The 22,672-nt window shown below is 19.5% G+C and carries 19 protein-coding genes; 16 read left to right on the forward strand and 3 right to left on the reverse strand.

Annotated features, from left to right (window positions below):
• Positions 1-225: 225 nt before the first annotated feature.
• Positions 226-501, forward strand: coding sequence for a 30S ribosomal protein S20 (gene rpsT, locus RJK19_RS00555; protein ID WP_343184136.1), 276 nt, complete (start codon positions 226-228; stop codon positions 499-501).
• A gap of 77 nt (positions 502-578) precedes the next feature.
• On the opposite strand, the gene dnaJ is transcribed toward rpsT, so the two are convergent.
• The gene (dnaJ, locus tag RJK19_RS00560; RefSeq protein WP_343184137.1) at positions 579-1,721 is read right to left on the reverse strand and encodes a molecular chaperone DnaJ; all 1,143 of its coding nucleotides are present in this window, start codon (positions 1,719-1,721) and stop codon (positions 579-581) included.
• A gap of 118 nt (positions 1,722-1,839) precedes the next feature.
• Entirely contained in the window at positions 1,840-3,750 is a 1,911-nt protein-coding gene (gene dnaK, locus RJK19_RS00565) for a molecular chaperone DnaK (RefSeq protein WP_343184138.1), read from the reverse strand.
• Positions 3,751-3,961: 211 nt separating this feature from the next.
• On the opposite strand from dnaK, the gene ndhC reads away from it, so the two are divergent.
• From ndhC to RJK19_RS00630, 13 genes are all read left to right on the forward strand, one after another.
• Complete coding sequence (ndhC, locus tag RJK19_RS00570; RefSeq protein ID WP_343184139.1) at positions 3,962-4,321, forward strand: NADH-quinone oxidoreductase subunit A; 360 nt, start codon at positions 3,962-3,964, stop codon at positions 4,319-4,321.
• Between the two features lie 40 nt (positions 4,322-4,361).
• Positions 4,362-5,015, forward strand: a complete 654-nt coding sequence (locus tag RJK19_RS00575; protein WP_343184140.1) for an NADH-quinone oxidoreductase subunit B — start codon at positions 4,362-4,364, stop codon at positions 5,013-5,015.
• Positions 5,016-5,030: 15 nt separating this feature from the next.
• Positions 5,031-6,824 (forward strand): NADH-quinone oxidoreductase subunit C/D, encoded by a 1,794-nt coding sequence (gene nuoC, locus RJK19_RS00580; protein WP_343184141.1) that lies wholly within the window; start codon positions 5,031-5,033, stop codon positions 6,822-6,824.
• A 52-nt stretch (positions 6,825-6,876) separates the two neighbouring features.
• Positions 6,877-7,341 carry an NADH-quinone oxidoreductase subunit NuoE gene (gene nuoE / locus RJK19_RS00585; protein ID WP_343184142.1) on the forward strand — a complete coding sequence of 155 codons (465 nt, stop codon included), beginning with the start codon at positions 6,877-6,879 and terminating at the stop codon, positions 7,339-7,341.
• Positions 7,338-8,678, forward strand: a complete 1,341-nt coding sequence (gene nuoF / locus RJK19_RS00590; protein WP_343184143.1) for an NADH-quinone oxidoreductase subunit NuoF — start codon at positions 7,338-7,340, stop codon at positions 8,676-8,678. The genes nuoE and nuoF overlap by 4 nt, the downstream gene beginning before the upstream one ends.
• Before the next feature lie 35 nt (positions 8,679-8,713).
• On the forward strand, positions 8,714-11,431 hold the full coding sequence (nuoG, locus tag RJK19_RS00595; protein WP_343184144.1) for an NADH-quinone oxidoreductase subunit NuoG: 2,718 nt from the start codon (positions 8,714-8,716) through the stop codon (positions 11,429-11,431).
• Positions 11,432-11,461: 30 nt separating this feature from the next.
• The gene (gene nuoH / locus RJK19_RS00600) at positions 11,462-12,412 is read left to right on the forward strand and encodes an NADH-quinone oxidoreductase subunit NuoH (RefSeq protein WP_428994310.1); all 951 of its coding nucleotides are present in this window, start codon (positions 11,462-11,464) and stop codon (positions 12,410-12,412) included.
• Positions 12,413-12,424: 12 nt separating this feature from the next.
• Entirely contained in the window at positions 12,425-12,970 is a 546-nt protein-coding gene (gene nuoI / locus RJK19_RS00605; protein ID WP_343184145.1) for an NADH-quinone oxidoreductase subunit NuoI, read from the forward strand.
• Between the two features lie 20 nt (positions 12,971-12,990).
• Complete coding sequence (locus RJK19_RS00610) at positions 12,991-13,491, forward strand: NADH-quinone oxidoreductase subunit J (protein ID WP_343184146.1); 501 nt, start codon at positions 12,991-12,993, stop codon at positions 13,489-13,491.
• A 25-nt stretch (positions 13,492-13,516) separates the two neighbouring features.
• The gene (gene nuoK, locus RJK19_RS00615; protein WP_343184147.1) at positions 13,517-13,819 is read left to right on the forward strand and encodes an NADH-quinone oxidoreductase subunit NuoK; all 303 of its coding nucleotides are present in this window, start codon (positions 13,517-13,519) and stop codon (positions 13,817-13,819) included.
• Positions 13,816-15,654: an NADH-quinone oxidoreductase subunit L gene (locus RJK19_RS00620; protein ID WP_343184148.1), complete on the forward strand. Its 1,839-nt coding sequence runs from the start codon at positions 13,816-13,818 to the stop codon at positions 15,652-15,654. Before nuoK ends, RJK19_RS00620 begins: the two co-directional genes overlap by 4 nt.
• Positions 15,655-15,765: 111 nt before the next feature.
• Complete coding sequence (locus tag RJK19_RS00625; protein ID WP_343184149.1) at positions 15,766-17,244, forward strand: NADH-quinone oxidoreductase subunit M; 1,479 nt, start codon at positions 15,766-15,768, stop codon at positions 17,242-17,244.
• A 66-nt stretch (positions 17,245-17,310) separates the two neighbouring features.
• On the forward strand, positions 17,311-18,720 hold the full coding sequence (locus RJK19_RS00630; protein ID WP_343184150.1) for an NADH-quinone oxidoreductase subunit N: 1,410 nt from the start codon (positions 17,311-17,313) through the stop codon (positions 18,718-18,720).
• A 121-nt stretch (positions 18,721-18,841) separates the two neighbouring features.
• Here the strand turns inward: RJK19_RS00630 and RJK19_RS00635 are convergent, their stop codons facing one another.
• Positions 18,842-19,780: a ribose-phosphate pyrophosphokinase gene (locus RJK19_RS00635; protein ID WP_343184151.1), complete on the reverse strand. Its 939-nt coding sequence runs from the start codon at positions 19,778-19,780 to the stop codon at positions 18,842-18,844.
• Positions 19,781-20,108: 328 nt separating this feature from the next.
• Here RJK19_RS00635 and prfA point away from each other — a divergent pair, with 328 nt between their 5' ends.
• Together prfA and RJK19_RS00645 are read left to right on the forward strand one after the other, a co-directional pair.
• Complete coding sequence (gene prfA / locus RJK19_RS00640) at positions 20,109-21,179, forward strand: peptide chain release factor 1 (RefSeq protein ID WP_343184152.1); 1,071 nt, start codon at positions 20,109-20,111, stop codon at positions 21,177-21,179.
• Positions 21,180-21,437: 258 nt separating this feature from the next.
• A complete protein-coding gene (locus RJK19_RS00645) occupies positions 21,438-22,637 on the forward strand; it encodes an acetate/propionate family kinase (RefSeq protein WP_343184153.1) in 1,200 nt (399 codons plus the stop codon).
• Positions 22,638-22,672 lie beyond the last annotated feature (35 nt).

Here is a 22,672-nt window from a genome sequence, read left to right on the forward strand (position 1 = left end):
TTAAAATAATATATTTTTAATAAAATATTTTATAAAAATAATTTCTATATAAAAATATTTATTATAAAATTAATATTTTTTATTATTTTTTATTATAATAAAATAATATTAAAAACTGTATAATATTATATATTATAATTTTAATTTTTTTTATTGTATAGTTAGTTTATATATTATATTTTTTATAATTTGAAAATATTATTAAAAAAAAAATAAAAAATTGTTATGGCAAATATAAAATCTTCTAAAAAAGATAAAATAAGATCTATAAGTAGAAAATTTAGAAATAATAGTAAAAAATCTAGAATAAAAACTTTTTTTAAAAAAGTAAAAGAAAATGCAAAAATTAAAAATTTAAAAAAATGTTTATATTATTTTAAAATTTTTCAATCTATTGTAGACAAATATTCTGTGAAAAAAATAATACATAAAAATAAAGCAGCTAGACATAAACATAATTTAGTTAAAATTATAAAGAAAATTTCTAATATTAAAAATTAAAAAAATTTATTTTTTATAAATTTTATAGGAGGCATTTAAAATTGCCTCCTTATTTTTAATTTAAGGAAGCAACATTTTTATATTTTATATTTTCTCAAATTTTCAAAAAATTTTTTTACTCTATAAAAAAACCTTTCATATTTAGGACTATTTTTATTACCATTTGATGTATTTAAACTTTTTCCTAATTTATAAATTATTTTTTTTTGTTTTTCATTTAAATTTACTGGTGTTTCAACAATTATTTTGCATATTAAATCTCCTAAATACATGCTATTTATTGTTTTTACTCCTTTTTCTCTTATTCTAAATAATTCTCCATATTGAGTTTCTTTAGGAATTTTTAATTTTACTTTTCCATTTAAAGTAGGAACTTCTACTATTCCACCAATAGCTGCTATAGAAAAGTTTATAGGTATTTTACAATATAAATTTGATTTTTTTCTTTTAAAAATTGGATGTTTTTTTATTTTTATCTTTATGTATAAATCACCATTAGGTGCATTATTTTTTCCTGCTTCTCCTTCTTTATTAAGTCTAATTTTATCTCCAGTATCTATTCCTGGTGGAATTTTTATAGATAATGTTCTAATAGTATTTAATCTTCCTTCTCCATTACATTTATAACATGGATCTTTTATATGTTTTCCATTACCATTACAAGTATAACAAGTCTGTTGAATAGTAAAAAATCCTTTTCTTACATGTATTTGTCCATTTCCATTGCATGTATTACATTTGTTATTATATAAATTTTTTCTGTTTCCTGTTCCTTTACAAAAATTACATTTTTTAAATGTAGGTATTTTTATATTTTTTTCTATTCCGTTTACTACATCTTCTAAATTTATATTCAAATTATATTGTAAATCTGATCCTTTTTCAAAATGATCTTTTTTTTCATCTCCAAATATATCTCCAAAAACTTCTCCAAATATGTCTCCAAAATCATTTGTACTAGAAAAATTTCCATTATAACTATTATAATTTGATTGATCAAAAGCTTTATGTCCATATTTGTCATATGCAGATCTTTTTTCTTGATTTGATAATATTTCATAAGCTTCTTTTATTTCTTTAAATTTTTCTTCAAAATTTTTGTTTCCTTGATTTCTATCAGGATGATATTTTATTGCTAATCTTTTATATGCTTTTTTTATTTCTAAATCTGTAGCTGATTTTGATATTCCTAAAATTTTATAATAATCTTTTTTAGACACTCTTCTTTTTCCTAAATTTTAATATATAAAAATCACGGGTTCAGAAAAATCTGCCCCGTGTAAATTGTTAGAAGTTTTAAAGAAAAAACATATTTTTTTTTTTTTTTTAAGTAATTTTTTATTTTTTAGAATTTTTTACTTCTTCAAATTCAGCATCTACTACATTTTTTTCTTTTTTTTCTGAATTTTTTTCATTATTTTTTATATCTTTATTATTATTTTCATTAAATTGCATAATTTGAGAAGATACATTCATTACTAATTTTATATTTTCTTCTATTTCTTTTTTATTTTCTCCTTTTAGTGATAAATCTAATCTTTGTAAAGATTTTTCTATTTTTTCTTTATTTTCTTTAGTTATTTTTTCTGAATTTTCTAACAATTGTTTTTTAGTGCTATGAGAAATTTGATCTCCATGATTTCTAATTCTCATTAATTCTTCAAATTTTCTATCATTTTCAGAATTTTTTTCAGCATCATTAATCATTTTTTTTATTTCTTCTTCATTTAATCCTGATGATGCTTTAATAGTTATTTTTTGTTCTTTATTAGTATTTTTATCTTTTGCTGAAACATGTAAAATTCCATCTGCATCTATATCAAATGTAACTTCTATTTGAGGCATTCCTCTAGGAGCTGGTTGTATTCCATCTAAATTAAATTGACCTAATGATTTATTATTTAAAGCTCTTTTTCTTTCTCCTTGTAAAACATGTATTGTAACTGCTGATTGATTGTCTTCTGCTGTAGAAAATATTTGACTATGTTTTGTAGGAACAGTCGTATTTTTATTTATTAAAGTTGTCATAATACCACCCATTGTTTCTATTCCTAATGACAACGGAGTTACATCTAATAATAAAACATCTTTAACATCACCTGATAAAACACCTCCCTGAACAGCAGCACCTACAGCCACAGCTTCGTCTGGATTGATATCTTTTCTAGGATCTTTACCAAAAAATTTTGCAACTTCTTTTTGTACCATAGGCATTCTAGTTTGACCACCTACTAATATTATATCATTAATATTAGATTTTGATAATTTTGCATCTTTTAAAGCTAATTCTAAAGGTTTTATAGATCTTTTTACTAAATCTTCTACTAATGATTCTAATTTTGATCTAGTTAGTTTTATATTAAGATGTTTAGGTCCAGAAGCATCTGCAGTTATATAGGGTAAATTTATGTCAGTTTGATTTATAGTAGAAAGTTCTATTTTAGATTTTTCTGCAGATTCTTTTAATCTTTGCATAGCTAAAGAATCTTTTCTTAGATCTATTCCTTGTTCTTTTTTAAATTCTTCTACTAAATAGTTTATAACTCTACTATCAAAATCTTCACCTCCTAAATGTGTGTCACCATTTGTAGATAATACTTCAAATGTTTTTTCTTTATCTACTTCATCTATTTCTATTATAGAAATATCAAATGTACCACCACCTAAATCATATACTGCTATAGTTCTATTTCCCTTATTTTTATCTAAACCATATGCTAAAGCAGCAGCAGTAGGTTCATTTATTATTCTTTTTACTTCTAATCCTGCTATTTTCCCAGCATCTTTTGTTGCTTGTCTTTGAGCATCATTAAAATATGCAGGTACAGTAATTACTGCTTCATTAATTTTTTCTCCAACGTATTCTTCAGCAGTTTTTTTCATTTTTTTTAATATTTCAGCTGATATTTGAGGTGGAGCTATTTTTTTATTTTTTATTTTTATCCATGCATCTCCATTTTTAGAATTTATTATTTCATAAGGCATAATTTTTATGTCTTTTTGAACTTCTTTATCTGTAAATTTTCTACCTATTAATCTTTTTATAGCAAATAAAGTATTTTTTGGATTAGTTATAGCTTGTCTTTTTGCTGGTTGCCCTACTAATACTTCTTCTTCTTGAGTATATGCAATTATTGATGGAGTTGTTCTATCACCTTCAGAATTTTCTAGTACTTTAGTTTTATTACCATCTGTTATTGCTACACAAGAATTTGTAGTTCCTAAATCTATTCCTATAATTTTACTCATTTTATTGTTCCTTTTATATTTTTTATTTTATTTAATAATTTAAAATATTTTCTTATAATAATTATCATGGGGTCATTTTAACTATCAATCAAGTGTAAATATATTAAAAAAATTGATTTTTATATATAATTGTATCAATATTGAAAATAATTATTATATAATATTTTTATTATTTGTTTTTTATAAAATATTATTTTTATACTACAAAAATATGAAAGATTATTCTATTTTAATTTATTTTATATCTTCAATAATATTTTGTTTAATAATATTATTGATAAGCAATTTTTTAGGTACTAAGCGTGAATCAAAAAATAAAAATTTACCGTTTGAATCAGGAATATATTCTTATGGTAATTATAATTCTAGTTTTTTTGTGCAATTTTATTTAATAGTTTTATTTTTTGTAATTTTTGATACTGAATCTTTATATTTATATACTTGGTCTATTAGTGTTAGAGAAACTTCTTGGCTTGGATTTTTTGAATCCTTGTTTTTTGTATTTACTTTGTCTATAAGTTTTTTTTATATAATTAGACTTAATATTTTTGATTTCAACAAAAAAAGTTAAATATTTTTATATAATATATAATTATTTTTATGAGGTTAATATGAAATATACGTTTACAAAAATTAATGATCAAAATTTTAAAAAAAATGATAAAAAGTTTTCTAAAAAAAATAGTTTTAAAAATATATTTTTTGGAAATTTAAAAAATATTTTTACTAAAGTTGTAAATTGGGGAAGAAAAAATTCTATATGGCCTTATAATTTTGGATTATCTTGTTGTTATGTGGAAATGGCTACTAGTTTTACTTCGTTTCATGATGTTTCTAGATTTGGATCAGAAGTAATTAGAACTTCTCCTAGACAATCAGATTTAATGGTAATATCTGGAACTCCATTCATTAAAATGGCTCCAATAATAAAATTATTATATGATCAAATGTTAGAACCTAAATGGGTAATTTCTATGGGTGCATGTGCAAATTCTGGAGGTATGTATGATATATATTCAGTAGTTCAAGGTGTAGATAAGATAATACCTGTAGATGTTTATGTTCCTGGATGCCCCCCAAGACCAGAAGCTTATATACATGCATTAAGATTATTACAAAAATCTATATATAAAGAAAAAAGACCATTATCATGGGTTATAGACAAAGAAAATAAATATTATAAAATAAAGATGAAATCAGAAAAAATTTTAAGAAATAAAAATAAAAAAATTGATATAAAATATAAAAATCAAGAAACAATATAATAAATTTAAAAAAAAATGAAAAAAAAAATAGAAATTTTAAAAAAAAAAAATAATAATTATATTTTTTATGATTATTATACTATAAAAAAAATAATTAAAATATTTAATAATAATATACTTTATATACAAAATACTAAAATTGGATGTGATGTAATATGGATAAATAAAGATATATTAATAGATATTTTAATTTTTTTAAAAAATATAGATAAACCATATATTTTTTTATATGATCTTCATGGAGTTGATGAAAGAACTAGATCTAATAGAAAAAATTTACCAAAATCAGAATTTTCAGTATTTTATCATTTAATGTCTATAGAAAGAAATAAAGATATTTTAATAAAAGTTCCTATAAAAATAAATGATATGAAAGTAAATAGTATTACAAAAATATTTAATAATGCAAATTGGTATGAATGTGAAACATGGGAAATGTTTGGAATAAAATTTTTAGGACATCCATTTTTAAGAAGAATAATAATGCCTAAAAATTGGAATGGATATCCTTTGAGAAAAGATTATTTATCTAGAGCTACAGAAAGAGAAGAATATAGTTTAACTGAAGATTTAGAAAATTCAGAAATGGAATCTTTAAAATTTAATCCTAAAGATTGGGGTATGAATTCTGGAATTAAAAATTCTAATTTTATGTTTTTGAATTTAGGTCCAAATCATCCATCTGTTCACGGAGTTTTTAGAATAGTTCTTCAGTTATATGGTGAAAAAATAATAAATTGTGTTCCGGAAATAGGATTTCATCATAGAGGAGCGGAAAAAATGGCAGAACGTCAATCTTGGCACAATTATATACCATATACTGATAGAATAGAATATTTAGGAGGATGCATAAATGAAATGCCTTATATTTTATCTATAGAAAAATTAGCTAATATAGTTGTTTCTGATAGAGTTAAAGTTATAAGAGTAATGTTATCAGAATTATTTAGAATAAATAGTCATTTATTATATATAGCAACTTTTATTCAAGATTTAGGAGCAATTACTCCAATATTTTTAATGTTTACAGATCGTCAAAAAATTTATGATGTTATAGAGTCTATTACTGGATTTAGAATGCATCCAGCTTGGTTTAGAATAGGAGGTTTGTCTCATGATTTACCAAAAGGATGGAATAAGTTATTAAAAAGTTGTTTAGATTGGATTAAAAACAGAATGAACAAATATTATTTTACTTCTTTAAAAAATAGTATATTAATAAGTAGATCAAAAAATATAGCTGAATATAATAAATTTTCTGCTTTATCATGGGGTGTTACAGGATCTGGTTTAAGAGCTACTGGTATAAATTTTGATGTTAGAAAATCTAGACCATATTCTGGATATGAAAATTTTGATTTTAAAATACCTTTAGGAGAAGAAAATAGTGATTGTTATACTAGAGTAATGTTAAAATTTGAAGAAATTTTTCAAAGTTTATATATTTTAGAACAATGTATTGATAATATGCCTGAAGGTCCTTTTAAATCTGATCATCCACTTACTACTCCTCCTCCAAAAGAATTAGTATTTAATAATATTGAAAATATGATATCACATTTTTTACAAGTTTCATGGGGTCCTATAATACCATTTGGTGAATCCTTTCAAATGGTAGAAGGAAGTAAAGGAATAAATAGTTACTATATAATTAGTGATGGAGGAAATATGAGTTATAGAACTAGAATAAGAACTCCTAGTTTCCCTCATTTACAACAAATTCCTTCAGTAATAAATGGACACAGTATTTCAGATTTAATATCATATTTAGGAAGTATAGATTTTGTAATGTCAGATGTAGATAGATAATAAAAATTAATTTAAAATTTTGTTATATTTTTAATAAAAAATGTGAAAAAAAATGATAAATGATAAAGAAAAAAAATTTATTTTAAAAGAACTAAATAAATATGAAAATTCTGATGCTGTTATTGTAGAATCTTTAAAATTTGTTCAAAAAAGATTAGGATGGATATCTTTAGATACCATGTCAGAAATTTCTAAAATTATTTCAGTTCCAGTATCAAAAATAGAAAGTATTGCTACATTTTATAATCAAATATTTAGAAAACCAGTAGGTAAAAATATTATAAAATATTGTGATGGAGTTGTATGTTATATAAATGGGTATAAAAAAATAAAAAATGCAATTTCTAAACATTTAAATATAAATACTGGTTGTACTACTAAAGACAATAAGTTTACTTTAATACCAATTTGTTGCTTAGGAAATTGTGATAACAGTCCTACTATTATGATAAATGAAAATTTGTTTTCTAATATTACTGTAAAATCTGCTATAAACATATTAGAGAGTATAAAATGAATAATTATTTTTATAAGTATGAAGAAACTCATCCTTTGACATGGAGAATAAAAAAATTTAAAAAAACTATTTTTATAGATGAATATGAAAATAAAAGAGGATATTTAGCATTAAAATTTGCTTTAAAAAATCTTTCTCCTGACGAAGTTGTTTCTATAATAAAAAAATCAAAATTAAAAGGAAGAGGAGGTGGAGGATTTTTAACTGGAGAAAAGTGGAGTTTAATTCCTAAAAAAAATTATTTTGGAAAAACATATTTATTATGTAATGCTGATGAAATGGAACCTGGTACATATAAAGATAGATTTTTAATGGAAAAAATACCTCATTTACTTTTAGAAGGAATATTGTTAAGTGCTTATGCTATTCAAGCATCTTGTAGTTATATATTTTTGAGAGAAGAATATTTTCTTTCAAAATTTTTATTAGAAAAATCTATATTAGAAGCAAAAGAAAAAAGATATATAGGTAAAAATATATTAAATAGTGGTTTTAACATAGAAATTTTTATACATACAGGAGCTGGTAGATATATATGCGGAGAAGAAACTGCATTAATAAATTCTTTGGAAGGCAAAAGACCTAATCCTAGATCAAAACCTCCATTTCCATCTCAGTCAGGATTGTGGAATAAACCTACATGTGTGAATAATGTAGAAACTTTGTCAAATGTTCCTGCAATAATACTTAATGGATATAAATGGTATAAAAATATTTCAAAAAATAATGATACCGGTACTAAATTAATGGGATTTTCTGGAAAAGTAAAAAAACCTGGACTTTGGGAATTGCCATTTGGAACAACATCTAGAGAAATATTAGAAGATTATGCAGGAGGCATGAAAGATGGATATAATTTAAAAGCTTGGTTTCCAGGAGGAGCTGGAACTGGAATATTAACTAAACATTATTTAGATATATCAATGGATTTTAATAGTTTAAATTTAGTAGGAAGTAGATTAGGAACTGGAATTTGTATAGCTGTAGACAATAAGATTAATATAGTATCTTTATTATTAAATATAGAAATTTTTTTTTCTAGAGAATCTTGTGGATGGTGTACTCCATGTAGAGAAGGTTTACCTTGGTCAGTAAAAATATTAAAAGATTTAAAAAATAAAAAAGGTAGAATCGGTGACATTGAAATATTAGAAGAAATATGTAAAAATTTAAGTATAGGTAAAACTTTTTGTGCTTTTGCTCCTGGAGCTATAAGTCCTTTATATAATGCTATTAAATATTTTAGAAAAGAATTTGAAAATGGAATAGATTTTAATTTACCTATTATTAAAAATAAAGTGTTTGGAATTCAGTCAAACAATTTAAATAATATATAAGTTTAATTTTATTATTTTTTTGGATATAAAATATAATGGTTACAATATTAATAGATAGAAAAAGATATGAAGTAGACTCATCAAAAAATATATTGCAAAATTGTCTTGAAAATAATGTTAATGTTCCATATTTTTGTTGGCATCCTTCTTTAGGAAGTGTGGGTTCTTGTAGACAATGTGCTATAAAACATAAATTTATAGATTTTAATGGAATTGTTCAAACTAAAATAATAATGTCATGTATGTCCAAACCTGAAAAAAATATGGAAATTTATGTACATGAAGATGATGAAGTAAATAAATTTAGAAAAAGTATTGTTGAAATGTTAATGTTACATCATCCTCATGATTGTCCTATATGTCCAGAAGGAGGAAATTGCCATTTACAAGATATTACAGTTGTTTCAAATCACAATATTAGAAGATATAGATATAAAAAAAGAATATATAAAAATCAATATTTAGGAAGATTTATATCTCATGAAATGAATAGATGTATTTCTTGCTATAAATGCGTTAGATTTTATAAAGATTATGCTGATGGAAAAGATTTTGATGTATATGGTTTATCTAATAATCTTTATTTTGGAAGAGTTAAAGATGGTGATTTAGAAAATGAGCATTCTGGAAATTTAATAGAAATTTGTCCTACTGGAGTTTTTACTGATAAATTACATAACAAAAATTATAGTAGAAAAATTGATATGAGTCATACACCTAGTATATGTAATTTTTGTAGTGTTGGATGTAACATAATAGGTAGTGAAAGACTAGGAATATTTAGAAAAGTAGAAAATAGATATCATGGTGATATAAATGGTCATTTTATTTGTGATTTAGGAAGATTTGGTCATCAATTTATTAATAAAAAAAATGTTCCATTATATCCATTTTTATTAAAAAAAAATAAAAGATTAAAATTAAGTAAAAAACAAGCTATAAAAGAAGCTAAAAACATTTTAAAAAAATCAAAAATAATATTAGGTATAGGATCTTATAGGTCTAATATAGAAAATAATTTTGCTTTATTAAATTTTGTAGGAAAAAAAAATTTTTCTAATGGAATGATTGAAAAAGAAAGTGAATGTAATAATATTATAGTAAATTTTTTAAAAAAAAATTGTACTAATATACCTACATTAAAAGAAATAGAAAATTATGATGCTTCAATAATTATAGGTCAAGATATTACTATTACAGCTCCTAGAATGTCTTTGTCCATTAGACAATCTGCAAAAAATCAAATTAATAATAAAAATTTTGATTTTAAAAAAATATGCAATTTTTTAAAAATTTCTTCTAAAAATAAAATTTTTAATAAAATTAATAGCTCTATTTTTATATTAAGTAATGATTATACTAAATTAGATGATATTTCTAAAATAAATTATTATAGCGATTATGAAAATCAATCTAAATTTTTATTTTTTTTAGAAAAAGTTATTAGTAATAAAAAAATTGAAAAATGTGATTTTTTTACTTCTAAAAAAGAAAAAATTTTATATATTTCTGAAATATTAAAAAAATGTAAAAAACCTTTAATAATATTGAGTTTTCATGATAATAATTTAAATTTAATAAAATCTTGTATAAATTTAATAGATTCTTTAAAAAGAATAAATTCTAATTTAGGAAGTATTTTTTTAACTTCAGGACCTAATAGTATTAGTACTTCTATTATGAGTAATATTTCATTAGAAAAAATTTTAAAAAAAGCATATGAAGAAAAAAATGTTTCTATAATTTTGATGGAAAATGATTTATATAGATTAATATCAAAAAATATTATAGAAAAAATTTTAAAAAAAGATAATAAAATAATAGTATTAGATCATTTAAATACAGATAGTATGAAAAGTTTTAATTTGTCATTACCTGTTAACAGTTTTTTAGAAAGTACTGGTACTATAGTAAATTATGAAGCTAGATCACAAAGATATTTTAAAATACTTGATAAAAAACAATATAATAAATTATCTTTAAGAATGGATAGTTGGAAATGGATAAGCAAAATATATTATGAAATTAATAAAAAAAAATTTAAATGTAGTAGTTTAGAAAATATAATAAATTTATGTTTAAATAAAATTCCTGATTTTGAAGGAATACAAAATTCTTCTCCTAGATCTAATTTTAGAATAATTGGACAAAAAATACCAAGATATCCTAATAGAGCAAGTGGTAGAACAGTATTAAGAAATAGTAAAAAAGATTTTAAAAAAAATGTTATATATGATTCAGAAACCATGTTTTCCATGTCTATGGAAGGACATCACAATTTTAATAATAAAATAAGTCATATACCTTTTGTTTGGAACCCTGGAATAAATTCTTCTCAAGCTTGGAATAATATTTCTAAAAAAAATTTTTTTTCTGGAAAAAAATTGTTTAAATTTATTAAAAAGAAAAATATTAAGAAAAATAAAATATCTTTTTATAAAAGTTTTAATAAAAATGAATTAATTGTAACTAGATATATTTCTTTGTTTTCATGTGATGAAATATCACAATTTTATAAAAATTTTGTAAAAGAAGATGAATTTATACCTGGTTTCGTAAATTTAAAATATGCAAATTTTTTAAAATTAAAAAAAGGTAGTATATTATTATTTAGGTTTAATTCTAAAAATTTTAAAATTATAATATATTTTTCAAAATTTTTAAAATATGGTTACATTTCTTTACCAATAGGATCATTTAAAATTCCATTGTTTTTAAATGGTTATAAGATAAAAAAATTCAAAATAATATAAATTTATTAATTAAGAAACAAAAAAAATATTATGAATATTTTATTAAACTTTATAAGCGCTTTTTCTTTTGTTATTTTAATAACTATGTTAGGAGCTTTTTTAAGTATATTAGAAAGAAAAGTTTTAGCTATATTACAGAATAGATGTGGTCCTAATAGAGTTGGTTGGTTTGGTAGTTTACAAATTTTAGCTGATATGATAAAAATATTTTTCAAAGAAGATTGGATACCTCCATTTAGCAAAAAATTTATATTTTTCATATCTCCAATAATTGCATTTTGTATATCATTATTTATGTTTTTTATAATTCCTTTTTATAATAAATGTAATATATTAAATATAAACATAGGAATATTATTTTTTTTAATGTTAGTTAGTTTAACTATGTATTCTACTATTTTATCTGGAATATCTAGTGGTAATAAATATTCTTTATTAGGATCTATAAGATCTATTTCTCAAATTATAAGTTATGAAATTTTTTTAGGAATATCATTAATGTCTATAATTATAAAATCTAATTCTTACAACATTAATGATATTATAATAAGTCAAAAATATGTTTGGAACATTATTCCACAATTTTTAAATTTTTTAGTTTTTTTTATAGCTAGTTTAGCGATCTGTCATAGACATCCTTTTGATCAACCAGAATCTGAACAAGAAATATCTGATGGATATCGTATAGAATATTCTGGTATGAAATTTGGAATGTTTTTTATTTCTGAATATATATCAATTTTTTCTGTTTCAGCATTTATTGCATGTATATTTTTTGGAGGATATTTAGGAATTAATAATTTTCCTATATCTTGTATAATTTTAAAAACTTTCATCTTAGTATTTTTATTTATATTAGTTAGAGCATCTATTCCTAGACCTCGATATGATAAAATAATTTCTTTTGGATGGAAATTTTGTTTTCCTGTTTCATTATTAAATTTATTTGGTACTACACTTTTTGTTTTAATATATAATTGAAAAGGAATGTTTATGTTATTTTTAAAAAATATTTTATATGGTTTTTTTTCTCAAATAAGAAGTATGTTTTTTACTTTTATAAATATTTTTTGTAAAAGTGAAACTGTTATGTACCCGGAAGAAAAAACAAAATTGTTTCCTAGATATAGAGGAAGAATAGTTTTAACAAAAGATAAAGATGGTTATGAAAGATGTGTTGCATGTAATCTTTGTGCTTCTGTATGTCCTTCTAGTTGCATAATTTTGCAACAAAAAAAAGATAAAAATGGAAGAAGTTATCCAAAATTTTTTAAAATAGATTTTTCTAGATGTATTTTTTGTGGTTTATGTGAAGAAGCTTGCCCTACTGCAGCAATACAACTTTTACCAGATTTTGAATTATCTGATTACAAAAAAAAGGATTTGATATATGAAAAAGAAGATTTAATAATTTCTAATCAAGGAAAATATTTAGATTATGATTTTTATTCAGTTTCTGGTGTTAAAATAAAAAATAAAAATTTTTCTAAAAATAATAATTCTATAAATCATGTAGATACAAAAAAAATATTACCTTAATAAAAATTAGGAACTTTAATATGCAATTTATATTTTTTTTATCTAGTTTTACTTTATTAATTTCTATATTGTTTATAATTTTTGTAAATGATTTATTATATTCAACATTATTATTAATAATTTCATTTTTATCAACTTCTGTAATATTTTTTTTATTAGGTTCATATTTAGCTGGATTTTTTCAAGTTATTATTTATTCTGGAGCAATTTTATTATTATTTGTTTTTATAATAATGATGATTGATAAAAAAGATAATTTTTTTATAATTAATTTAGATATTAAGAATTTTATTAATTTTTTTTTATTATTTTTAGTTTCAAGTATCTTTTTTATAGATATAACATATTCAGTTTTAAAATATTTTAATATCACACAACTTTCTGAAATAGTTGATATGAAAAGAGTTGGAAAAATCTTATTTTCAGATTATTTTTTTGTGGTTGAATTGTCTTCTATGCTGTTATTAGAATCGTTAATTATATCTTTTTATCTCAATAAAAATTATAAAGATATTAAATAATATATTTTTAATATAAAGGATAGTTATGATACCTATATTTTATTGTTTTATTTTATCTGTTTTAATTTTTTCATTAGGAACTTTAATTTTTTTTATAAAAAATAATCTTTTTTTAATGATGATAGGTTTAGAAATTATGATCAATGCATGTTTATTGCTTTTTATAATTTCTGGTAATTATTGGAATAATGAAAGTGGACAAATAATTTATATATTTATAATTACATCTTCTGCAGCTGAAGTTTGTGTAAGTTTATCATTATTATTAAAATTTTATAAAATTAATAATACATTAAATGTAAATTTATTAAGTGAGTTAAAAAAATGAATATTATTCTTTTTACAATTTTCTTTCCTATAATAGGATTTTTTTTATTAACTTTTTTAAAAGATTTTTTTAACAAAAAAATTTTATTTTTTATAGGTTTTTTTACTTTGTTAATTTCATTTTTAACTAGTTTATTTAGTTTTTATTTTTTTTATAAGTTAAAAAAACAATTTTTTGTATTTAATTTATGGAATTTAATATCAATAGATAAATTTAAATTTAATGTTAGTTTTTTGTTAGATGAACTTTCATTATCTATGTTAATTATGATAACAGGAATAGGATTATTGATATATTTTTTTTCTTATTGGTATATGTATTTAGAAGAAGAAATAATAAAATTTTTTTCTTATATAAATTTGTTTATATCTAGTATGTCAATTTTAGTTTTATCTGATAATTTTTTATTAATTTATTTTGGTTGGGAAAGTGTAGGTATTTGTTCTTATTTATTAGTAAGTTTTTATAATGATAATATTAAAAATATTTTTTATTCTATGAAATCTTTTTTAATATCTAAGATAAGTGATATATTTTTTTTAATATCTATATTATTAATATATTGTTGTTTTAATACTTTTAATATACATGAAATATCAAATTTGTTGATTTCAAAAAAAATATATGAGAATTTATTTTTAATAAAATTAATATGTATATTCTTATTATTATCATCTTTGTCAAAATCTGCTCAATTTCCATTTCACACATGGCTTCCATGTGCAATGGTTGGGCCAACTCCAGCTTCTGCTTTAATACATTCTGCCACTATGGTAACTTCTGGTATATATTTAATATCTAGATCTAAAGATATTTTTTTAGCATATGATCAAATATTTTATTTAATATGTTGTATAAGTTCTTTTTCTATTATTTTAGGTAGTATATCTTCTATATTTAACAAAAATATAAAAAAGATATTGGCATATTCTACTATTAGTCAAATAGGATATATGTTTTTATCTATAGGAGTAAAATCTTGGTCTTGTGCTATATTTCATTTAATTAGTCATGCAATTTTTAAATCTTTAATATTTATTTCTACTTGTTATATAGTTTTATATAATAAAAATGAACATAATATATTTAAAATAAATTTCATTAAAAAAAAAAATTCTTTAGTATATTTTTCTTTTTTAATAGGTTTATTATCTTTAATGTCGTTTCCAATAATAAGTTTAGGTTTTTATAGTAAAGGAGAAATTTTATTTAAAATAATAGAATCAAAAAATTATTTGTTCTTTTTTATAGCACTTTTAGGATCAATTTTTACTATTATTTATTCAGCTAGATTAATGTTTTATATATTATTTTTTAAAAAAAATTATTTAAAAAAAGATTTATATGAAAATTTTTTTCATGATATTCCAACATTAATTTTAATGTTTTTTTCCACTTTTTTAGGAATTTTTATAATTCCAGATTTATCAAATTTTTTTTCTGATTATTTTAAAATAAACAATTTTTATATTATTTTAGAATTTTTATTTAGTATAATTAATATTTTTACATTGTTTGTATATTATTTATTAATTAAAAAAAAAAATTTTTTTAAAAATTTATATTTTTTTAAAATTTTATATAATTGTTTAAAAAACATTTTTAGACAAGATTTATATTTTAAAAATTTTTATTTAATATTAGAGAATTTATATAATTATTTTTCTTATTTTTTATATAAAGATATCTTTAAATATTTTATTAATTTTATTTTATATATTATAAAGACTACTAATAAATTAATTTTAAAATTCCATTCTGGAAATTTAAAAACATATATATTAATATTTTTTTTAGTATCTAACTTATTTTATACATTAATATTGTTTATATAATTTTTTAGTTTATTGTTAAAATTAACATTTATTTTTTTTTGTTTTATTTTAATTTATTAATAATTTTAAATTTTTTAAAATTTATTATTATTTTTTATAAGGTAAAAAAATATGCTTCCTTTTCTTGTTGTTATTCCATTATTTGGAGGAATAATTTCATGGTTTTCACAAAAATTTAGTAATAAATTACCTAGATTTTTTGCTATAGTTTCTATAATATTAATGCTTTTAATAAATATTTTATTTTTTTTTAATGATATTTTTCAAAAATTATTTTTTTTTAATAAAAATTTGTTTAATAACAATTTTTCTATAGTATGTATACGAAAATTAGGTATTAATTTTAGTCTTTATAATGATAGATTTTCTTTATATATGATATTTTTAACAATTTTTTTAGGAATGGTTGTATTAATATTTTCTTATAATGAAAATTACAAAAGTCCTGGAAAATTTTATTTAAATATATTATTTTTAATTTCTAATATAATAGGATCTTTTTTATCTACAAATTTATTTTTTTTCTTTTTATTTATAGAAATAATGATTTTTCCAATTTGTTTTTTAAATATTTTTTGGGGAGATAATAAAATTAGAAAGAAAAATAATATAAATTATATAAAAAATTTTTTTATACATAGTCAAATTTCTTCTATGATTATGTTACTTTCAATTTTATTATTAGTAAATTATTATCATACTATTAATGGAGTATGGACATTTGAATTTAATTTATTAAAAACAGTTTTTTTAAATAAAGATATAATAGAAAATTTTATTTTATATGGATTTTTGTTATCTTTTATTATAAAAATGCCTGTAGTTCCTTTTCATACTTGGCTTCCTAATACAATTTTATATTCTCCAAAAGGAAATTCTGTAGATTTAATAGGCTTTTTGTCTAAAGTAGGAGTATATGGATTATTAAGATTTTTTATTCCAATTTCAGAAAATATATTTCATAAAATTCAAATTTTTATGATTTTATTAGGTATCATAAATGTTTTTTATGGAACTTTTATGGCTAGTATAAAAAATAATTTAAAACATATTTTATCATATATTAATATTTCACATTCAGGAATAATATTATTATCTATTTTTAATCTTAATAGTTTATCTTATGAAGGATTATTATTATATATTATTTCTAGTACTATTTCTTCTTCTATGCTTTTTATATTGTCTAATAAAATATATAGTAAACTTAATACTTATAATTTGAAAAAAATGGGTGGTTTATGGAAAGTTTTAAATTTTATTCCTGGATTTTTTCTGTTTTTTTCTTTATCTAATTTTGGTCTTCCTGGTACTGGTAATTTTATAAGTGAAATATTAATTTTTATAGGATTTTTTTTATCTTATCCTAAGATGTCTATATTTTTTACATTTAGTTTAATATTTTTTGCATTTTGTTCTTTAAAAATGTTTCATAGAATTTTTTATGGAAATTTAAAAAATTGTTTAAAAAATTTTGATTTAAATATTTTTGAAATATTATTAATTTTATTTTTTGCATTTTTATTAATTTTAATAGGATTGTTTCCAAATTTTATATTTTATAAGTTTAATTTTTTAAATATTTTTTAAATTTATATTTCTTAAATTTATTAGAAAATAAGGAATTTTTATATGTTATATATATTTCAAAAATATATGGAGTTTTTTCCATTTATAATAATAATATGTAGTATTTCTTTTGGTATGTTTTTTATTATATTTAAAAGAAATAATTTAGTTATATTTTTAAATTCTATTTTAGGAATATTGTTAACAATTTATTATTTATTGTTTTTTAAAGATAAACTTTTATATAAAAAAAACTTTTTTTTTCATTTTGATAAATTTTCTATTTTTTTTTCTTTATTAATATTAACTGTTATATTAATAACCTCTATATTTGCATATTTTTATTTAGATAAAAAAAAAATATATGTTGAAGAATATTACATATTATTATTGTTATTTTTATTAGGAAGTGTTTCTTTAAGTTTTTCTAAACATGTTTCTGTTTTTTTTATAAGTATAGAAATTATTACATTATCTACAGTTGGATTAATTTATTTTTTTAATAATAATAAAAATTCTTTAGAAGCTTCTTTAAAATATATGATATTTTCCAGTTTTAGTTCTATTTTTATGTTGTTTGGAATAGGAATTATTTATTTTATAACTGGTAATTTAGAATATGAAAATTTATATTTAATTATAAATAAATTTGATATTTATAAAAATATAGTAATTTTTTTAGGAATATCAATAATATTATTTAGTATTTTTTTTAAAATGTCTTTATTTCCGTTTCATTTTATTTTTCCAGATGTATATCAAGCTTCTAGTCCTTTATATTTAATGTGTTTTTCTACTGTAAATAAACTTTCTTTTTTTAGTTTTTTAATATATTTTTTTTCTTCTACATTAATATTAAAAATAAATTTTTTTTATAATTTAGTTCAAATTTTTTCATTATTATCAATTTTTTTTGGTAATTTATTAGCTTTGTTTCAAAATAATGTTAAAAGGTTATTAGGATATGCTTCTATAAGTCAAGTTGGATACTTAATAGTTGCAGTTTTAAGTTTAAATAGATTTGAACTTTCTGAAGAAAATGCATTTTTTTATTTTTTAAATTATGTTATTTGTAATATTTGTTTATTTGGTTCATTTTCTATATTAAAAAATGGTTATATTTATAGAGAAATAGATAATTCATTTTTTAAAAAAAATATTTTTTCTAATATTTTTTATACATATCCTCTATTATCAATTTCTTTATTTATAGTGTTTTTTTCTATAGCTGGAATTCCTCCTACTATTGGTTTTTTAAATAAATTTTATATACTTTCTTATGCAATACATAATAATTTTTGGATATTAACTTCTAGTATAATTTTTAGTAGTATATTTGGAACATATTTATATTTTAAAATAATAGTTAGTTTTTATAACAAAATAAAAGATGAAAAAATGTATAGATGTAGATTTTCTTTTTTTGAAAATATATTAGAAATATTTATTTTTATTATGTCAATTTCTTTAATATTATATAATTTTTTTATTTTATAATTTTTTATAAAAACATTTTTAAATATAATTTATAAATATATTTTAAAAAAAAAGACAAAGAAAAAATACTTTGTCTTTATTATTTTTTATAAAATTTTGTTTTTTATAATTTTTATATTTTTTATGTTAAAAACATTTCAGAAATTGATTTTTCTTTATTTATTCTTTCTATAGCTTCAGATAACATTTTTGATAAATTTATTGTTCTTACTTTTTTTATTTTTTTTATTTTTTTAGATAAAGGAATAGTGTTACATACTATTATTTCATCTATATAAGATTTTTTTATATTTTCTGCTGCATTACCAGAAAAAACTGGGTGTGTAGAATATGAAAAGATTTTTTTTGCTCCATGTTTTTTTAGCATTTTAGCTGAATTACAAAGAGTTCCAGCTGTGTCTATAATATCATCTATTAATATACAATTTCTTTTTTTTACATCACCTATTATGTTCATAACTTGAGATTCATTTTTTTTTGATCTTCTTTTATCTATTATAGCAATATCTTTATAATTTAATAATTCAGCTACAGATCTAGTTCTAACTACGCCTCCAATATCTGGAGATACTAATACTGGATTATTTAAATTTATTTTTGATATGTCTTTTGATATTACAGGACTAGTAAAAACATTGTCTATAGGTATATCAAAAAATCCTTGTATTTGTTCAGAATGTAAATCTACTGTTAATACTCTATTTACTCCTACATTAGATAAAAAATTTGCTATTACTTTTGCTGTAATTGGAACTCTATATGATTTTATTCTTCTATCTTGTCTTGCATATCCAAAATATGGTATTACTGCTGTTATTCTTCTTGCTGATGCTCTTTTTAAAGCATCTATTATTATTACTAATTCCATCAAATTTTCATTAGCTGGGTAGCATGTTGATTGAATTATAAAAACATCATGTCCTCTTACATTTTCTTTTATATTTACGCTTATTTCCCCATCACTAAATTTTGTAACTTCAGAAATTCCTATATTTTTATTTAAAAATTTTGCTATATCTTTAGATAATTCTTTTGTAGCATTTCCAGAAAATATTTTCATTTTTTTTTAAAATTCTCCTATCGTAAAATTTTTATAATGTTTTTTTAAAAGAAAGGTTTTTTTAAAAAAAAATTTAATTGTACATTTTTATTTTAAAAACATTTTATTTTTTTAATTTAGATTTTTTTTTGATTTAATATTATTTTATAGTTAAAAATATTATTTTTATAACATAAAATTATTAGTTTTATTAAAATTATGTTTTTAATTTTTTACAATTTTAATATAAACTATAATATATATTATATCAGTTAATTTTATTATTTTTTTTTAATAGTATAATTTATTTTAATATTATGTATTTGTATATTTTTTATGAGTAAAATGAATGAAAAAATTTATTTTGAAAAAGTTATGTTTATTTAAGTATAGAATTAAAAAAATAGAAAAGATGTTTTGTAACATAAATTATAAAAATAATGAAAAAAAATTTAATGATTTATCTAAAGAACACCATAAATTAAAAAATATAGTTAATTTGTTCAATTCTTGGAAATATAATTTTAATAAAATAGAACAATGTATAGATTTAATGAAAGATAATGATTTATATAAATTAGCTAAAGAAGAATATAATTTTTTTAAAAAAAAAAATAATATTTTAGAAAAAAAGATATATAAATTTTTTACCATAAAAAATGGTGGTAAAAATAGTTGTTTCATTGAAATAAGATCAGCTTCAGGAGGAGATGAAGCTTCTATATTTGCTGGAGATTTGTTTAGAATGTATAATAAATATGCTGAAATAAAAAATTGGAAAACAAATATAATAAATATAAGTTATGGAGATAGAGGAGGATTTAAAGAAGCTATTATAAAAATAAATGGAAAAAATGTTTTTGAAAAATTAAAATTTGAATCAGGAGGACATAGAGTACAAAGAATACCTAAAACTGAAAATCAAGGAAGAACTCATACTTCTACTTGTACTGTAGCAGTTATACCAGAAATAAAAAATTCTAAAGAATTTGTAATAAAAAACTCTGATTTAAAAATAGATACTTTTAAATCTTCTGGTGCTGGAGGTCAACATGTAAATACTACTGATTCTGCTATTAGAATAACTCATATACCAACTGGAAATGTTGTAGAATGTCAAAATGAAAGATCTCAACATAAAAATAAATCACGAGCTATGGAAGTTTTATATTCTAGAATAAAAAATCAAGAAGAAAAAAAAATTAAAGAAAAAAATTCTAATATTAGAAAAAATTTGTTAGGAAGTGGAGATAGATCAGATAGAAATAGAACATATAATTTTTCTCAAAATAGAATTACAGATCATAGATTAAATTTTAGTTTATATTGTTTAGATAAAGTATTAAATGGAAATTTAGATTTAATAATAGATCCTATAATCAAAAAATATGAAATTAACAAATTTTTAAAAATAAAATAATAATTTTAAAATGTTTTTATATAATTTAAATCATATTAATTATTTTTTTTATTATAAAAAATATTTATATTTTTATTTAATAAAAAATTTAATAATATATAAAATATAAAATTTTAAAAATATGTTTTAAAATATATTATATAAATTATTTTATAATTTATTTTTTAAAATAGTTATATTTTAATATAAAATATATAACAATATAATATATAATGTTTTATTTATATATTATATAAAAAGTTTTGGATATTTTAAATTATGAAAGATCTAGTTTTAGTTTTAAATTTTGGAAGTTCTTCAATAAAATTTTCTATTATTGATCCCATAAAAGAAGTAGTATATTTAAATGGAGAAGCTAGTTCTTTAAATTTACATAGTTCTTTAATAAAGTGGTTTATAAAAAAAAAAAAATATAGTTTTAGTAATAAAAAATTTATGTCTCATAATTATGCTGTGAATTATATATGTAAAAAAATTTTATTGAAATATAATTATGAAATGTTTTCTAAAGTAGTAGGAATAGGACATAGAGTAGTAAATGGTGGGATTTTGTTTAAAAAATCTGTATTAATAAATAAAAATGTTATAAAAAATATAGAAAAATGTTTTTATTTAGCACCAATACATAATCCTTTAAATTTGTTAGGAATAAAAACATTTATAGATATTTTTCCAAAACTTAATAATAAAAATGTAGCAGTTTTTGATACTAGTTTTCATAATAATTTACCAAAAATATCTTATTTATATGCTATACCAACAAAATTTTATGATAAATATCATATCAGAAAATATGGAGCTCATGGAATTAATTGTTCGTATATATTAAATAAAGTTTCAATAATATTTAATAGAAGTATAAAAAAATTAAATATTATAATTTGTCATTTAGGAAATGGTTCTTCTGTTTCTGTAGTAAAAAATGGAGTTTGTATAGATACTTCTATGGGATTTACTCCTTTATCTGGATTAATTATGGGAACTAGATCTGGAGATATAGATCCTTCTATAATATTTTATATGTATGAAAATTTAAATATTAGTATTAAAAAAATAAAAAATATTTTAAATAATAAGTCAGGAATTTTAGGTTTAAATGGAAAAAGTAGTGATTTTAGATATTCTGAAAACAGATATAATACTTCTTTGATTGATAAAATTTCTATTGAAATGTTTTGTTATAGACTTGCTAAATACATTAGTTCATATTTTTTTTTAATAAAAAATAAAATTGATGCTATAATTTTTACTGGAGGTATAGGAACAAATTCTAAATTAGTAAGAAAGATAACTATAAATCATTTAAATTCTTTAAATTTTTATATAGATGAAAAAAAAAATAATAAAATTTGTAAAGATTTTAATTTTATAAATAAATATAATACTATTCCTATATTAGTAATTTCAGCTAATGAAGAAATAGTAATTGCTAAAGATACTATTAATACAATTAATTAAAATTTTTATTTTTTATTAATGTTAAACAAAATTAT

The organism is Buchnera aphidicola (Ceratovacuna keduensis) (genome assembly GCF_039372665.1).
In the GTDB taxonomy this organism is placed as follows: Bacteria; Pseudomonadota; Gammaproteobacteria; order Enterobacterales; family Enterobacteriaceae; genus Buchnera_G; species Buchnera_G aphidicola_D.

Coding starts and splice junctions, on each gene's coding strand:
- rpsT (WP_343184136.1), top strand. CDS start 226: ATGGCAAATATAAAATCTTCTAAAAAAGATAAAATAAGATCTATAAGT.
- dnaK (WP_343184138.1), bottom strand. CDS start 3,750: ATGAGTAAAATTATAGGAATAGATTTAGGAACTACAAATTCTTGTGTA.
- ndhC (WP_343184139.1), top strand. CDS start 3,962: ATGAAAGATTATTCTATTTTAATTTATTTTATATCTTCAATAATATTT.
- RJK19_RS00575 (WP_343184140.1), top strand. CDS start 4,362: ATGAAATATACGTTTACAAAAATTAATGATCAAAATTTTAAAAAAAAT.
- nuoC (WP_343184141.1), top strand. CDS start 5,031: ATGAAAAAAAAAATAGAAATTTTAAAAAAAAAAAATAATAATTATATT.
- nuoE (WP_343184142.1), top strand. CDS start 6,877: ATGATAAATGATAAAGAAAAAAAATTTATTTTAAAAGAACTAAATAAA.
- nuoF (WP_343184143.1), top strand. CDS start 7,338: ATGAATAATTATTTTTATAAGTATGAAGAAACTCATCCTTTGACATGG.
- nuoG (WP_343184144.1), top strand. CDS start 8,714: ATGGTTACAATATTAATAGATAGAAAAAGATATGAAGTAGACTCATCA.
- nuoH (WP_428994310.1), top strand. CDS start 11,462: ATGAATATTTTATTAAACTTTATAAGCGCTTTTTCTTTTGTTATTTTA.
- nuoI (WP_343184145.1), top strand. CDS start 12,425: ATGTTATTTTTAAAAAATATTTTATATGGTTTTTTTTCTCAAATAAGA.
- RJK19_RS00610 (WP_343184146.1), top strand. CDS start 12,991: ATGCAATTTATATTTTTTTTATCTAGTTTTACTTTATTAATTTCTATA.
- nuoK (WP_343184147.1), top strand. CDS start 13,517: ATGATACCTATATTTTATTGTTTTATTTTATCTGTTTTAATTTTTTCA.
- RJK19_RS00620 (WP_343184148.1), top strand. CDS start 13,816: ATGAATATTATTCTTTTTACAATTTTCTTTCCTATAATAGGATTTTTT.
- RJK19_RS00625 (WP_343184149.1), top strand. CDS start 15,766: ATGCTTCCTTTTCTTGTTGTTATTCCATTATTTGGAGGAATAATTTCA.
- RJK19_RS00630 (WP_343184150.1), top strand. CDS start 17,311: ATGGAGTTTTTTCCATTTATAATAATAATATGTAGTATTTCTTTTGGT.
- RJK19_RS00635 (WP_343184151.1), bottom strand. CDS start 19,780: ATGAAAATATTTTCTGGAAATGCTACAAAAGAATTATCTAAAGATATA.
- prfA (WP_343184152.1), top strand. CDS start 20,109: ATGAAAAAATTTATTTTGAAAAAGTTATGTTTATTTAAGTATAGAATT.
- RJK19_RS00645 (WP_343184153.1), top strand. CDS start 21,438: ATGAAAGATCTAGTTTTAGTTTTAAATTTTGGAAGTTCTTCAATAAAA.